Source organism: Mesorhizobium loti R88b (assembly GCF_013170845.1).
Classification (GTDB): domain Bacteria; phylum Pseudomonadota; class Alphaproteobacteria; order Rhizobiales; family Rhizobiaceae; genus Mesorhizobium; species Mesorhizobium loti_B.
In genome coordinates, this window is the sequence record NZ_CP033367.1 from 856,500 (window position 1) to 871,503 (window position 15,004).

The window sequence follows — 15,004 nt, forward strand, 5'->3', positions numbered from 1 at the left end:
CCCCTCCTCAACGGTCGCAGCTGACGGCTGGGGTGCGGAGCGGCAAGGTCATCTTGCAGCAAGGGTAATAGCCACCCTTGTCCTTGTCGGACTTCCTGTAGAAGCAAAGTCCAACATCCACTCTGTCGCCCGGATAGTGGCCGGTGATGTTGATCGTGTACGGCTTGCCCGGTGCATGCGACATGGGTGAAGTCACCCCGACGCCTGGCGTCCGGGACTGGGCCTTGATCGAATCGCCGCCGAAGCCGGCATGGTCATGGAGATAGAGATCAGCCTCGAGGCCGGACGGCGTGCAGTAGTACTGGACGTCCTCGACATCGAGACAGGGAGGCAGATTGCCGGGCGGTGGGAAGTCCGGCGGGTAGAAGGGAGGCAGATAGCCGCCCGGGATTTCTTCATAATAGCCGGCGTGGCCCTCGCAAGGATGCCAGACAGCGACGTCGCCGACATGGCCTTCCACTTCCGGATCTTCGAAATAGCCGTCGAAGTCGACGAACCAGGAACCGAAGGGCGGCACATTGGCCGGCTTGACCAGGTCCTTGGGTGTGATCTGGACGCCATGCACCGCAAGCGGCCCGCCAGCGGCGAGCTGCTCGGCAAGGGCTGGATTGTCACGCAGTTTGTCGCCGGTGTTGACCAGCGTCTGGGTGCAGACCGAGGTGTCGAGATTGCCGTCGGCGTCATAGCCATATTGCAGGTCGAGGCCGCCGGCCGACTGCCGGTTGCCCTGCGGGAAGCCGACCGCATATTCCTGCGGCGCTTCCACCCAGACCGATTCCGTCGCCGGATCGTCCGGGTTCTCAAGCCAGTAGCGGATGACCTCGCCTTTGCCGGAATCGGCGAAGCGGCTGTAATCGTAGCGGTTTTCCACCGGGCCGCGCTGGGCCAGATACATGAAGCCGCTGTTGTCGAAGGCGATGTCGGTGACCGCGTAATCCTTGTCGGCCTTGACCGTCAGTTCCCAGCGCGGGTCGCCGGCGAAGGTGCCGTCGCGGGCTATGCCCACCGACCAGATTTCCGACTTTTCGCCGACCGAATAATAGAGCCGGCCGCCATGATAGGAGACGGCCCAGACACGGCGTTCATCCTGCGTGTAGCCCCAGGTCTCTGGGTCTTCGGAGTCGAAGGCCGCGCCCTGTATGTCCATCACCGCGCCATCGTCGGCGACGGGAGCCAGGCCATGCGCCGGTCGCCCGGCCACGCCATGGTCGAAGGTGTCGATCAGCTTGCCGTTGGCATCGATGCGATGGATCAGTCCGGTATCGAGGTCCGAGGCGAAGAACTGGCGGTGATTGGGATCGAAGGTGATATTGCCGATGCCGGGACCGCTGTTGGTGTCGATGTCGGCGAATTTGGCGACCTGGCCGGTAATGCCGTCGATTTTCCAGATGGTGCCAGGTCCGCCGCCATTTTCGGTGCCGAACTGGCCGTCCATGAAGGAGGCGCCTGCCGTTCCGCGACGCTGCCGCTCCGGCCTGCCATCCTTGTCGGCGTCCGGCGTGACGATCTCGATGCCGTGCAGCGAGGTGGCGGCGGCATAAAGGTTGGGAATGCCCGACGGCACACCATCACGCACGCCGTCATCATAGGTGAGGCCGAACACTTCGCCGATCTGGCCTGATGTCACCTCGAAAGGCGGCGGCGTGAAGACAAGCTGGCCCGATGCCGGCCCACCCAGGTGCGAAACGTCGAAAACGCGCAAGGTGGCGCGCGTGGTGTCGATGAAGGTTTCGTCGACCGGATCGACGCCGGGCGGCAGACCCGCATCGAAATTGGGGATGACGGTCCCGGGAAATCCGGTGACCGCCATCGAACCGGGATAGATGATCTGGGTGTCCTGTGCCTGGGCAGCCCCGCCAAACCACAGGCTGGCGGTGAGTGCCAGCGCCAGCAATCCGCCGCCTGCATGGGCAGCATGACGCAAATGGCCATAGAGAGACGATGCGAACGAGCCGCGGATGCGAGACATGACACTACCCCCGTAGTCGAGGGGAGAAACGTCCGGGGCCGCCGCGCAAATCAGGGCAAGGCGCGGTGGTCCGGCTCGTTCTTCCCTGATCGAATTGTCTGCTTTCCTCACAGGCACGATACGCCTGGTCTTCCGCAGGGTCAACGGAATCAACGGAAAGCCCAGCGCATCGACCTTATCCCGAAGGCGGTGATCGCGCTGAGCTCCTGTTGTTCCCGGAGACCGCGGAGCCTCTGGGTTACTGGTCATGGGGGCTTCCTTTCCGGTGCGCACCATGCGGCACCTGGAGATCAGTCGCAGGCAGGGGCGGAAAGGTTCATTGCCGGCAGGCTGCTTACCGGCGGTGCGGCCTTCTGATAGCGTCCGTACCAGCCAAGGGGGGCATCATGACAAGAAAGCGCTTCGTTCTGTTCCTGGCGACGTTTTTTCTGACCGCGTTGCCGGGTTTCGCATCGGCGGCCAAGACGCTGGTCTATTGCACCGAGGTCAGTCCGGACACGTTTGATCCGGCGCTCGCGTCTGGCACGCGCGATGCCTCGGCCACCGCTCTCTACAACCGCATCGTCGAGTTCGAGCCGGGCACGACGAAGGTGCGCCCGGGCCTGGCCGAGACATGGGACGTCTCGGACAACGGCCTGAGCTATACCTTCCACCTGCGCCACGGCGTGAAATTCCACAGCATCGACGGCTTTACACCGACGCGCGACTTCAATGCCGACGATGTGCTGTTCACCTTCGACCGGCAGGGCAACAAGCAGAACCCCTTCAACAACTATGCCGGCCGCCAATACATCTATTTCGACGGTATCGGCATGCCCGGCCTTGTCGCCGGCTGGCGCAAGCTTGACGACTACACCGTCGTCATGACGCTGAAGGCGCCGCATGCGCCGATGCTTGCCGACCTGGCGATGGATTTTGCCTCGGTTGTCTCCAAGGAATACGCCGACAAGCTCGCGGTGAAAAAGCGGCTTCTCGATCTGGCGGTCAAACCGGTCGGGACCGGTCCGTTCCAGCTCGTCGACTACCAGCAGGACGCGGTCATCCGCTACAAGGCCAACCCGGACTACTGGCGCGGCAGGCCGAAGATCGACGATCTCATCTTCGCCATCACCACCGACGCCAATGTCCGCATGGCGAAACTGCGTGCCGGCGAATGCGATCTGATGCCCTATCCCAATCCGGCCGACCTTGAGGCGATCAAGGCAACGCCGGGCATCAAAATCATGCGGCAGGAGGGCCTGAACACCGGATATCTTGCCTTCAACACGCTGCAGAAGCCGTTCGACGATCCGCGCGTCCGAAAGGCGATCGACATGGCCATCGACAAGAAGGCGCTTGTCGATGTCGTGTTCCGCGGCACCGGCGAGGTCGCACGCAATCCGCTGCCGCCGACCTCATGGGCCTATGATGGGACGGCCCCTGACGATGTCTACGATCCGGATGCCGCCAGGCAGGCGCTCGCCGCGGCCGGCATCAAGGATCTGCACATGAAAATCTGGGCCATGCCGGTGCAGCGTCCGTACAATCCGAATGCGCAGCGCATGGCTGAAATGATGCAGTCCGATCTGGCAAGGATCGGCGTCACAGTGGACGTCGTTACCTACGAATGGGCGGAATACCTCGCCCGCTCGAAGCCCCGCGATCGCGACGGCGCCATGTTGTTCGGTTTCACCGGCGACAATGGCGACCCCGACAACTTTCTTTCGGTGCCGCTTGGCTGCGCCGGCGTCGGCGCCACCAACCGCGCCAACTGGTGTTTTCCCGCCTTCGACGATTTGCTCAAGCAGGCCGCCGGGATCGTCGATCCCGACGCCCGCGCTAAACTCTACATGCAGGCGCAAAGGATATTCCGGGAACAGACACCGTGGGTGGTGATTGCCCATTCCGTGGTGTCGATACCGATGCGCGAACGGGTTCACGGTTACGTCATGGATCCGTTCGACCATCACGACTTCTCGAACGTCGACGTCAGCGAATAGCGCCCCCGCAATGCCGGCCGATCTCGATGTCTATGTGGAGAGCCTGGGCAATTTTCGTTCGGGGCGGGAGTATTCCGTCCAGTCGCTGCTGTCGCATCTGCAACAGGCCGGGATGACGGTGCGCGTGCTCGACCGCCCGGCGCGGGAGAATCTGGCGCCGGCGGCTCTGCTGCACATCGACCTGACCGAGGTGCCGCAACCCTACCACGACCTCGCCCAGCGCTATGTCCGCACCATCAACGGCCGGGCGCTGTCGATCCACCGCCACCTCTATTCATCGCTCAGGGTAAGCGCCGGTGACAGCCATTCCGGTCCGGTCATCGTCAAGACCGTACTCAACAGCAGGGGCCGGCCCGAACTGCGCTGGCGGCAGTACCGCAATCCTTGGACGCGGGCGGCGCATTTCGCCCGCAAGACCGTTGACCCCGGCTACAAGGCGCGGCTGTGCCCGCCCTATCGCGTCTACGACAATTTGGCGCGGGTTCCGGCACAGGTCTGGCTCGACGATCGCCTGATGGTGGAGAAATTCGCCTTCGACAGCCTCGAGCTGCCCATCGTCAAGCATCGCTACATGTTCCTGCTGGGCGCCGAGGTGAACATGCGGCAGGTCTACAATGATGTGCTTTGCGCCGGATCGAAGATCCTGAGCAACGAAGAGGGCGGCGCCATTCCAGAGGAGGTGAGGGCGGTGAGGCAGCGTCTGCATCTCGATTTCGGTGCGATCGACTATTTTATCGTCGATGGCAAGGGCATCATCGTCGACGCCAACAAGACAGTTGGCTCGAACCCGGAATGGCTGAAGAAGAACCGCTTCCGGCAGGAATTCGACGATCGCATGGCCGCGGCGCTGATTGAATTCGTGCGCGGCTGATCCGATGTAAGCGGCTTACCCGTTCCTGGGGGCTGATCGCACCGTGACGCGGTCGATGACGCCACGTAATGCCGCCAGATTGCAGTCGACGACATTGCCCGCCTGCAACGATCATGGAAGCCTTGCGCAGAATGCTTGCGCCCGATGCCGGCTGTTCTTATATACGCGCCAAGCCCTGCGGCGCCGGAACAACGGGCGCCGGACGGCATTTCTTGTGAACAGGGGCTTTCGTCGGAACGCCTTCATGGGTCCTGAAAGCCTGCTTAGAGGAGAGACTTAGAAAATGGCAAAAGTAATCGGTATCGATCTCGGCACCACAAACTCCTGCATCGCCATCATGGATGGCAAGGAACCGAAGGTGATCGAGAATGCGGAAGGCGCGCGCACGACGCCTTCCATCGTCGCCATTTCGGGCGACGGCGAACGTCTCGTCGGCCAGCCGGCCAAGCGCCAGGCGGTCACCAATCCTGAAAACACCATCTTCGCGGTCAAGCGCCTGATCGGCCGCCGCTATGACGATCCGGTGACGGAGAAGGACAAGAAGCTTGTCCCCTACAAGATCGTCAAGGGCGACAATGGCGATGCCTGGGTCGAGGCCGGCGGCAAGAAGCAGTCGCCCTCGCAGATCTCGGCCATGATCCTGCAGAAGATGAAGGAAACGGCGGAAGCCTATCTCGGCGAGAAGGTCGAGAAGGCGGTCATCACCGTTCCGGCCTATTTCAACGACGCCCAGCGTCAGGCGACCAAGGATGCCGGCAAGATCGCCGGCCTTGAAGTCCTGCGCATCATCAACGAGCCGACCGCGGCAGCGCTTGCCTACGGCCTCGACAAGAAGGATGGCAAGACCATTGCCGTCTATGACCTTGGCGGCGGCACGTTCGACATTTCGGTGCTCGAGATCGGCGACGGCGTGTTCGAGGTGAAGTCGACCAATGGCGACACGTTCCTCGGCGGCGAGGATTTCGACATGCGCCTGGTCGAGTACCTGGCAGCCGAATTCAAGAAGGAACAGGGCATCGACCTGAAGAACGACAAGCTTGCCCTGCAGCGCCTCAAGGAAGCGGCTGAAAAGGCCAAGATCGAGCTGTCGTCGACGACGCAGACCGAAATCAACCTGCCCTTCATCACCGCTGATGCGACCGGCCCGAAGCACCTGACGCTGAAGCTGACGCGTGCCAAGTTCGAGCAGCTGGTCGACGACCTCGTCCAGCGCACCATCGAGCCCTGCAAGGCTGCGCTCAAGGATGCCGGCCTGAAGGCTGCCGAGATCGATGAAGTCGTCCTGGTCGGCGGCATGACCCGCATGCCCAAGATCCAGGAGATCGTGAAGCAGTTCTTCGGCAAGGAACCGCACAAGGGCGTCAACCCGGATGAGGTCGTCGCACTCGGCGCCGCCATCCAGGCCGGCGTGCTGCAGGGCGACGTCAAGGACGTGCTGCTGCTCGACGTGACGCCGCTGTCGCTCGGCATCGAGACGCTGGGTGGCGTGTTCACCCGCCTGATCGAACGCAACACGACGATCCCGACCAAGAAGAGCCAGGTGTTCTCGACGGCTGAGGATAGTCAGTCGGCCGTGACCATCCGCGTCTTCCAGGGCGAGCGTGAAATGGCCGCCGACAACAAGGCGCTCGGCCAGTTCGACCTGGTCGGCATTCCGCCGGCCCCGCGCGGCGTGCCGCAGATCGAGGTCACCTTCGACATCGACGCCAACGGCATCGTCAATGTTTCGGCCAAGGACAAGGGCACCGGCAAGGAGCACCAGATCCGCATCCAGGCATCGGGTGGTCTTTCGGACGCCGACATCGAAAAGATGGTGAAGGACGCCGAAGCCAATGCCGAGACCGACAAGAAGCGGCGTGGGCTGGTCGAGGCCCGCAACCAGGCCGAGGCGATGCTGCATTCTTCGGAGAAGTCGCTGAAGGAATATGGCGACAAGGTCTCGGAAGCCGACCGCAAGGCAATCGTCGATGCCATCGCCGCTCTGAAGACGGCTTCGGAAGGCGACGACGCCGCCGATATCGAGGCGAAGTCGCAGGTCCTCGCCGAAGCTTCGATGAAGCTCGGCCAGGCCATGTACGAGGCCTCGCAGAAGGAAGCGGCGGAAGCCGACGCCAAGGCGGATGCCGCCAAGGATAGCGACGTTGTCGACGCCGATTTCGAGGAAATCAACGAGGACGACGACAAGAAGAAGTCGGCCTGAGCCACTTGTCGGCAAAATAATGCAGAAAGCCCGGCGCAAAGCCGGGCTTTTTTGCAACCCTTGCTGAAAAAGTGCGGGCCTTTGTAGAAAAATCACCGAAAAACATCGACAGGACAGCGGCGGCCCTAGCATCCGGGCAGCACCGCTCCTAAATCGAGAAAACGTGCCGGCAAACGACGCCACAAGCATCAAGACGTTGAGCATCCGGACTGCGGGAAAAAATGAAAGCTGATTTCTACGAAACGCTGGGCGTCCAGAAAGGCGCCGACGAGAAGGAGCTCAAGAGCGCTTTCCGCAAGCTCGCCATGCAGTTCCATCCCGACCGCAATCCCGGCGATCATTCCTGCGAGCACAAGTTCAAGGAAATCAACGAAGCCTACGAGACGCTGAAGGACCCGCAGAAGCGCGCGGCCTATGACCGCTTCGGTCACGCCGCCTTCGAACAAGGCGGCATGAATGGCGGTGCGCAGGGCTTTGGCGCCGGCGGCTTCGCCGACATCTTCGAGGACATCTTCGGCGACATGATGGGCGGCCGTCAGCGCCGCTCGTCGGGCGGCCGCGAGCGCGGTGCCGATCTGCGCTACAACATGGAAATCTCGCTGGAAGAGGCTTTTGCGGGAAAGACCGCGCAAATCCGTGTGCCGGCTTCGATTTCCTGCTCGGAATGTTCGGGCAGCGGCGCCAAGCCAGGCACCCAGCCCGTCACCTGCTCGATGTGCAATGGCCACGGCAAGGTGCGCGCGACGCAAGGCTTCTTCTCGATCGAGCGCACCTGCCCGCAATGCCAGGGCCGCGGCCAGACCATCAAGGACCCGTGCCCGAAATGCGCCGGCCAGGGCCGCGTCACCGAGGAACGCTCGCTGTCGGTCAACATTCCGTCCGGAATCGAGGACGGCACCCGCATCCGCCTTGCCAATGAGGGTGAGGCCGGCCTGCGCGGCGGACCTTCGGGCGACCTTTATATTTTCCTGGCGGTGAAGCCGCACGAATTCTTCCAGCGCGATGGTGCCGACCTCTACTGCAAGGTGCCGATCTCGATGACGACGGCAGCCCTTGGCGGCTCCTTCGAGGTGACGACGCTGGATGGCACGCAGACCAAGGTGAAGGTGACCGAAGGCACGCAGAACGGACGCCAGTTCCGCCTCAAGGGCAAGGGCATGCCGGTGCTGCGCCAGCCCAATGTCGGCGACCTCTATATCCAGACCGCGGTCGAGACGCCACAGAACCTCACCCGACGCCAGCGCGAATTGCTGGAAGAGTTCGAGCAGCTCTCCTCGCAGGAGAATTCGCCCCAATCGAGCGGCTTTTTCGCCCGCATGAAGGATTTCTTCGAATCCTTTGGCGAGCGTTGATAGGGCAGGAATGGCGCGTCATCCAATGAAACGCGCCGTGTCCTGGGACGCGACCAAATCTATCTTATCCACGACATCGGCAGGGTCGTGCCTTGCCTTGCGCTGCTCAGGTGTTAAGTAGCCTTGGGGGAGCGCTGAGGAGAGCTTGCATGACACGTGGTCCCGGACTGCGGAAGGCGCTTGCCGAAAAGTTCGACGACGAGCTCAAGTTCTTCAAGGGCTGGATCGACAAGCCGAAGACGGTCGGCTCGATCGTTCCGACCAGCTCGATCACCGCGCGCAAGATGGCTTCGATCGTCAATCCGAAGTCCGGCCTGCCCGTGCTCGAAGTCGGTCCCGGCACCGGCGTCATCACCCGCGCCATCCTGGCGCTCGGTGTGCGGCCTGAAAACCTCTACGCCCTCGAATACAATACGGATTTCGTGCGCCATTTGCGCGGACTCTATCCGGGCGTCAACGTCATCGAGGGCGATGCCTTCAACCTCAACGCCACGCTCGGCGAGAGGAGCGGGATGATCTTCGATTCCGTCGTGTCCGGCGTGCCGCTGCTCAACTTCCCCGTCGCCCAGCGCATCGCCTATATAGAGAGCCTGCTCGACCGCATCCCGGCCGGACGGCCGATCGTGCAGCTGACCTACGGCCCGATGTCGCCGATACCGGCTGGCCGCGGCAACTACACGGTCAAGCATTTCGACTTCATCTTCCGCAACATCCCGCCGACGCAGCTTTGGATCTACCGCCGCGAAGCGCATTGATTTGAGCCGCCCCTGGCTGTACCTGTCCGGGAACAAGGGTGGCCAATGGCAGTGATCCCGAAAATCCTCGTCTTCGCCGGCTCGGTGCGCAGCGGCGCTTACAGCGGCAGGACCGCTGACGTGGCGCAGAAGGAGCTTGCGGTGCAGGGCGCCGAGGTGACCCGCATTTCGCTCGCCGACTATGTCCTGCCGATCCTCGACGAGGACCTCGAAAAGGAAAAAGGCGTTCCCGAAAACGCCGTCAAACTCGGCCGTCTGATATCAGCCCATGATGGGCTGCTGATTGCCACGCCGGAATATAACGGCTCGATCCCGCCGCTGCTCAAGAACACGATCGACTGGGTGAGCCGGGTGCGCAGGGATGGCGGCCGGCCGGTCAGGCCGCTGGCCGGCAAGGTCGCCGGCCTGTGCTCGTCCTCCAACGGCCACTTCGCCGGCATCCGCTGCATCAACCATCTGCGCGCCGTGCTGGTGCGTTGCCAGATGGAGGTGGTGACGCCGGAATGCTGCGTGCCCGACGGCGGCGACGCCTTTGACGAAGGCGGCAATTTCCGCGACGAAAGACTGTACAAATCGATGGAGCATCTATGCCGCACGCTGATCGAAACCTCGCGCATGCTGTCAACGCGGATCGAAGCGTGATTGCCACGACCATGCAAGACCGGTTGATCGTTGGCCTCGACGTGCCAACGGTGAAAGAGGCCGAGCAAGCGGTGCGGGAACTCGACGGCGTCGTCTCCTTCTACAAGATCGGCTATCAGCTGGCCTTTGCCGGCGGGCTCGACTTTGCCAGGGAACTGGCCAGCGGCGGGACAAAGATCTTCCTCGACATGAAGCTGCTCGACATCGACCACACTGTGGCCAAGGGCGTCGAGAACATCGTCAAGATGGGCATGACCATGCTGACCATCCACGCCTATCCCAAGGCGATGCGGGCTGCCGTGGAGGCGGCGAGAGGCAGCGACCTTTGCCTGCTCGCCGTCAGCGTGCTGACCTCGATGGACGAGCAGGACATGATCGACGTCGGTTATGAATACGACCCGCACACGCTGGTGCTCAGGCGCTCGGAACAGGCGCTGCATGCCGGCATGGGCGGCATCGTCTGCTCGGCCGAGGAAGCCGAAGCGGTGCGCCGCATCGTCGGCCCCGACATGGCGGTGGTGACGCCCGGCATAAGGCCGGCGGGCAGCGACCATGGCGACCAGAAGCGCGTGGTGACGCCAGGCCAGGCGATCCGCAATGGCTCCAGCCACCTCGTCGTCGGCCGCCCGATCGTCGCGGCAAGCGACCGCCGCGCGGCGGCGCAGGCAATTGTCGACGAAATGCGCTCTGCATAAGGGAGAAGAGAATGCCAAAGGGATACTGGGTCGCTCGTGTCGATGTGCGCGATGCCGAGGGCTACAAGGACTATGTGGCCGCCGCCAAACCTGCCTTCGAGCGGTTCGGCGCGAAATTCCTGGCGCGCGGCGGGGCGCATGAGCTGGCCGAAGGGCAGGGCCGCGCCCGCAACGTCATCATCGAATTCGAATCGCTTGCGGTCGCGCATGACTGCTACCACTCGCCGGAATATCAGCGCGCGGTCGCCATCCGCCAGAAGGTCGCCGATGGCGAGATCGTGCTGGTCGAGGGCGCCTGATTCCTTCGTCCGAATCCGGATAACGCAGGAAGATCACATTCAAAGGCTCGGTTCGCTTCAGGCTTAGTCCTGGGGCTCGATCACCGTTCAGCCGGCCTATTACCGGTACGCGCCCATTAAGCCGTGACTGACTCGCCCGGGTGGCGTTCGCCCGGGCAATTCGAGGCATGAACAGCTGTGGATTGACATGCAGGTATTTACCTGCATATTATGACCTCACAACAGAGTGAGGCCTATGGACGCCGACAAGGTTTTCAAAGCGCTGGGCGACCCGACACGCAGAAGGCTGCTCGACCTTCTGTGTGGGAAGAACGGGCAGACGCTTGGCGAGCTTTGCGAACATCTCGACATGGCCAGGCAGTCGGCCACCCAGCACATCGACCTGCTGGAGGCGGCCAATCTGGTGAGCACGGTCAAGCGTGGCCGCGAAAAGCTGCACTTCATCAACCCGGTGCCACTGCACGAAGTCTACGAGCGCTGGGTGCGAAAATTCGAACGGCAGCGGCTCAGCCTGCTGCATGACCTGAAACAGGAACTCGAAGGAGACGACCAATGACCACCAGAGAGACGACCAGTTTTGTCTACGTGACCTATATCCGCTCGACGCCAGAGAAAGTGTTCGAAGCCATAACCAGGCCCGATATCGCACGGCGCTATTGGGGCCACGAGAACGTCTCCGACTGGAAGCCGGGATCGAAGTGGGAACATATCCGCGCCAATGACGAGCGCACCGTCCAGATCGTCGGCAAGGTCGTCGAGGTCTCGCCGCCAACCCGCCTCGTCATGACCTGGGCGAGCCCTTCGCAGGCCGCCGATCCGGCGAGCTACAGCCGGGTGACCTTCGGCATCGAGGAATACGACGCCATGGTCCGGCTGACCGTCACCCATGACGAACTCGAAGCCGGCTCCGGCATGGCAAAAGGCATCAGCCAGGGATGGCCGGTTGTGCTGTCCAGCCTGAAGTCCTTGCTGGAAACCGGCAGCGGCATCGACGTTTTCGCCAAGCCGAAATCGGCCTGATCGAGGAGAGACCGATATGACCAAACGCTATATGGGCGGCTGCGCCTGCGGCGCCATTCGCTATGAGACGAGCGGCGAGCCGATCTTCCAGAACCATTGCCAATGCCTGGATTGCCAGAAGCGCGCCGGCACCGGCCACGGTTCCTACCTGACCTTCGGCCGGCGCGCCGATATGGCAATCACCGGCGAGGCGAGCACGTGGCGGGTGGCCGGCGCCAGCGGCAACGAAAAGATCCATGCTTTCTGCCCGACCTGTGGAACGCCGGTCTATCTGACATTCGTCGCCATGCCGGAACTGATCGCGGTGCACGCCACCAGCCTTGACGACCCCAGCGCTTTCGAGCCGCAAGTGGTCACCTACACGACATCAGCCCATGGCTGGGACACGATCGACCCCTCGCTGCAGGCATTCGAGCGAATGCCTCGGGGATAAATTTATGGGGAGCGGTCCAGCGGCGGCCTATGCCGCGCCAGCGCACTGGCGAGCCGAGAGGCAAAGCTCAACGCGGTCACGATGGTCAGGTCGAGATCAGCCGGTTCACAGCGGTCTCGGCCATCGCATCGGCAAGCTCCAGGTCCCATTGCGACCGGCAGTAGGCGCGGAAATCGAAGCAGGGCAGGCCGGGACAGACCTCGAACTCGATCAGGTGGACCGTGTCGTCGGCCTCGACCCGCAGGTCGACGGAGAACACGTCGCGCAAACCAAGGCCGCTGATCAGCTGGCTTGCGATCGCCCTGATCCTGACGTCCGCGATCGGTTGGGCATCGGCAACCGCGACGAGTTCCGGTTCGACATACTGTCCTGCCGCCTTCGCCGCCTCGCCCGTTTCGCCGTAGAGCGCCATACTGTCGGCCATGGTCTGGAAATCGGCACCTGAATCGACAAAGGCCACACCAAGCGCCTCGACACCCACTTGCGGCGTCAGTCCGAGGAAGCTGGCACGCACGTTGCGGCCGGCGACATAAGGCTGGACGACGACATCGTCGCGATAGGCGGCGAAGACGCGCCGGCTAAGCTCCAGCGCGTGGGCGAGATCAGCCACGCGTGAATCCGGCCAGATGCCGATCTTGGCCCCGAGCCGGTTGGGCTTGACGAACCAGCCGGCGGCGGAAGCCGGCGGCTCGACCAGCCATTTGCCATTGCGGGCAAGACCGGCCTGCGGCACCGGCAGTCCGAGAGCGCCAAGCACGGCGCCGGAGCGGAACTTGTCCTGGCAGAGCGCGAACAGTGAATCATCGGCGCCGATCGTCCTCAACCCCTTGAGCCGGGCCAGCGCTGGTGCCGTGCCGCCGCGGAAATAGGCGATGCCGTCGGACAGCGTCCAGATCAGCGTCTTCCGCGGATCCTCGCCTTCCAGCACGTCGGCGACATCGTCGAGCGCCACCGGCGCAAAGGCGAGACCCCGCGCCTCGCAGGCGGCGGCAAGCGCATCAAACTCGAGAGCCAGATCGGTCGACTGCGCCAGATAGGACGAGATTTCGGTGGCGCGCTGCTGAGGATAACCGTCCGATATCAGGCGGTCGAAGCAAGCCTTTTCCGGCTCGTAGACAAGGATCAGCTTTGGGTTGCGGCTCGACATGAGATGAACGGTTCCCGGCGGTGCGATCGCCTACCATCGCACGGTAGACGCAAACGGCTTTCGCGAAACCGACCCGAGCCGGGCGCTTGGGTGACAGCACCGCTGTGAATACCGATCGCCAGTCGCTCAGGCGATCAGCACACGCGGTTCGAAGCGGCCATTGACGGGAATGTCGATGAGGAAGGTCATGCCCGCTTGCGGGTCGAGCTTGCGCTGCTTGTCATCCTTGCCTTTCCAGGCCGAGGTCACCGCCAGCCGGTCGGCCTTGGCGCCGACAAAGGCCGGGCAGGACGCCTGCGTCACCGGCATGGAAATCTCGCGCAGCAATGTGCCATCGGGCGAATAGGCCTTCACCGCCTTGCCGCCCCAGACAGCGTTCCAAAGCACGCCATCACGGTCGACGACGGAGCCGTCGACGTAGCCCTTTGAAGAACGATGGTCGACAAAGACTTTCGGCTCGCCAACCGGTAGGCCCGTCGCCGGATCGCAGGCGGTACGCATCAAAAGGCCGGTCGCGGTGTCGGTGTAATAGGCGATCGTGCCGTCTTGCGAAAAACAGATCGAATTCGACACGGTGATGCCGGTGTAGAGCGTGCGCAGCTCGCCCTTGAAGAACCAGTAGATCGAGCCCGCGCCCTTGCTCTCGTCCTTGGCCATCGTGCCGACCCAGAAGGCACCGCAGGGATGGACGCGGGAATCATTGGAGCGGGTGATCGGATTGTCGGCCTCGATCGGCGTATGCAGCGTCATCTTGCCGGTCGCGACATCGCGGACAAAAAGCCCGGTCTCGGTGGCGATCAGCTGGCGATGATCGTCGATAATGGCGATGGCGCTCGCCATCTGGCCAAGCTCGTGAATTTTCAACGGACCGCCGGCCACCGGTTTTTCCAAAAGCTTGCCGTTGACGATGTCGAACCAGAACAGCGCATCGGTGGCGGGATCGTAGCTCGGCCCCTCGCCGAGCTGGCAGACATGGTCGGAAAAAACCGAAACCTCGCTCATCATGCGTCTCCGAAGACCACATCCCAGGCAGCGACAGCGGCGTGCGCCCGCGCGGCCACTTCGTCGACGCTCATGCCGGGCTTGAACAGGCTGGAGCCAAGGCCGAAGACCGTAACGCCCACCGCCTTGTAGCCGGCAAAGTCCTTTTCCGAAACGCCGCCGACCGCGCCGACGAGCGTCTGCGCCGGCAGCACCGCCCGGATGGCGGAAATGCCTGATGCACCGAGCGCGCTGGCCGGAAAGAATTTCAGCGCCGAAGCGCCGAGCCGGATGGCCTGGAACGCCTCTGTCGGCGTGAACACGCCGGGCATGGTGACCATGCCGTAATGCCTGGCGCGTGCCATCACCTCGGCGTCGATGTTGGGGCTGACCAGAAGCCGGCCGCCGGCCTGGTGCAGGCCGTCGACATCGGCCGCCGTCAGCACCGTGCCGGCGCCGACCAAGGCCGACTTCGGCAGCACTTGGACAATCCTGGCGATCGACGAGAAAGGCTGGGGCGAGTTGAGCGGCACTTCGATCGCCTCGATGCCGGCATCGAACACCGCCTGCCCCATGGCAATCGCTTCAGTGGCTTTCAGGCCGCGCAGGATGGCGACCAGCCCGCGCTTGAGTTTTGGAAAGGCTGCGGTCTCGGTCATGC

The 15,004-nt window shown here is 63.0% G+C and carries 15 protein-coding genes; 11 read left to right on the plus strand and 4 right to left on the minus strand.

Annotated elements, in window-relative coordinates:
• Nucleotides 1-7: 7 nt before the first annotated feature.
• Complete coding sequence (locus EB235_RS04025; protein WP_080680886.1) at nucleotides 8-1,969, minus strand: hypothetical protein; 1,962 nt, start codon at nucleotides 1,967-1,969, stop codon at nucleotides 8-10.
• Nucleotides 1,970-2,355: 386 nt separating this feature from the next.
• On the opposite strand from EB235_RS04025, the gene EB235_RS04030 reads away from it, so the two are divergent.
• From EB235_RS04030 to EB235_RS04080, 11 genes are all read left to right on the plus strand, one after another.
• Complete coding sequence (locus tag EB235_RS04030) at nucleotides 2,356-3,948, plus strand: ABC transporter substrate-binding protein (protein ID WP_027032236.1); 1,593 nt, start codon at nucleotides 2,356-2,358, stop codon at nucleotides 3,946-3,948.
• A 10-nt stretch (nucleotides 3,949-3,958) separates the two neighbouring features.
• A complete protein-coding gene (locus EB235_RS04035; RefSeq protein ID WP_027032235.1) occupies nucleotides 3,959-4,819 on the plus strand; it encodes a hypothetical protein in 861 nt (286 codons plus the stop codon).
• Between the two features lie 283 nt (nucleotides 4,820-5,102).
• Entirely contained in the window at nucleotides 5,103-7,019 is a 1,917-nt protein-coding gene (gene dnaK, locus EB235_RS04040; RefSeq protein ID WP_027032234.1) for a molecular chaperone DnaK, read from the plus strand.
• Nucleotides 7,020-7,240: 221 nt separating this feature from the next.
• Nucleotides 7,241-8,371: a molecular chaperone DnaJ gene (gene dnaJ, locus EB235_RS04045; RefSeq protein WP_027032233.1), complete on the plus strand. Its 1,131-nt coding sequence runs from the start codon at nucleotides 7,241-7,243 to the stop codon at nucleotides 8,369-8,371.
• 149 nt (nucleotides 8,372-8,520) lie between these two features.
• The gene (gene pmtA, locus EB235_RS04050; protein ID WP_027032232.1) at nucleotides 8,521-9,126 is read left to right on the plus strand and encodes a phospholipid N-methyltransferase PmtA; all 606 of its coding nucleotides are present in this window, start codon (nucleotides 8,521-8,523) and stop codon (nucleotides 9,124-9,126) included.
• A gap of 45 nt (nucleotides 9,127-9,171) precedes the next feature.
• Complete coding sequence (locus EB235_RS04055; RefSeq protein ID WP_027032231.1) at nucleotides 9,172-9,768, plus strand: NADPH-dependent FMN reductase; 597 nt, start codon at nucleotides 9,172-9,174, stop codon at nucleotides 9,766-9,768.
• 11 nt (nucleotides 9,769-9,779) lie between these two features.
• A complete protein-coding gene (pyrF, locus tag EB235_RS04060) occupies nucleotides 9,780-10,463 on the plus strand; it encodes an orotidine-5'-phosphate decarboxylase (protein ID WP_032926599.1) in 684 nt (227 codons plus the stop codon).
• An 11-nt stretch (nucleotides 10,464-10,474) separates the two neighbouring features.
• Nucleotides 10,475-10,762 carry a DUF1330 domain-containing protein gene (locus tag EB235_RS04065; RefSeq protein ID WP_027032229.1) on the plus strand — a complete coding sequence of 96 codons (288 nt, stop codon included), beginning with the start codon at nucleotides 10,475-10,477 and terminating at the stop codon, nucleotides 10,760-10,762.
• Between the two features lie 235 nt (nucleotides 10,763-10,997).
• On the plus strand, nucleotides 10,998-11,318 hold the full coding sequence (locus EB235_RS04070) for an ArsR/SmtB family transcription factor (protein ID WP_027032228.1): 321 nt from the start codon (nucleotides 10,998-11,000) through the stop codon (nucleotides 11,316-11,318).
• Nucleotides 11,315-11,782: an SRPBCC family protein gene (locus EB235_RS04075; RefSeq protein ID WP_027032227.1), complete on the plus strand. Its 468-nt coding sequence runs from the start codon at nucleotides 11,315-11,317 to the stop codon at nucleotides 11,780-11,782. Before EB235_RS04070 ends, EB235_RS04075 begins: the two co-directional genes overlap by 4 nt.
• A 16-nt stretch (nucleotides 11,783-11,798) precedes the next feature.
• Entirely contained in the window at nucleotides 11,799-12,215 is a 417-nt protein-coding gene (locus EB235_RS04080; RefSeq protein ID WP_027032226.1) for a GFA family protein, read from the plus strand.
• Nucleotides 12,216-12,300: 85 nt separating this feature from the next.
• Here EB235_RS04080 and EB235_RS04085 read toward each other — a convergent pair whose 3' ends face one another.
• The 3 genes from EB235_RS04085 to EB235_RS04095 form a co-directional block, all read right to left on the minus strand.
• Complete coding sequence (locus EB235_RS04085; protein ID WP_027032225.1) at nucleotides 12,301-13,362, minus strand: hypothetical protein; 1,062 nt, start codon at nucleotides 13,360-13,362, stop codon at nucleotides 12,301-12,303.
• 126 nt (nucleotides 13,363-13,488) lie between these two features.
• Nucleotides 13,489-14,364, minus strand: a complete 876-nt coding sequence (locus tag EB235_RS04090) for an SMP-30/gluconolactonase/LRE family protein (RefSeq protein ID WP_027032224.1) — start codon at nucleotides 14,362-14,364, stop codon at nucleotides 13,489-13,491.
• Nucleotides 14,364-15,002, minus strand: coding sequence for a 2-dehydro-3-deoxy-6-phosphogalactonate aldolase (locus tag EB235_RS04095; protein ID WP_027032223.1), 639 nt, complete (start codon nucleotides 15,000-15,002; stop codon nucleotides 14,364-14,366). Before EB235_RS04095 ends, EB235_RS04090 begins: the two co-directional genes overlap by 1 nt.
• Nucleotides 15,003-15,004: the final 2 nt, after the last annotated feature.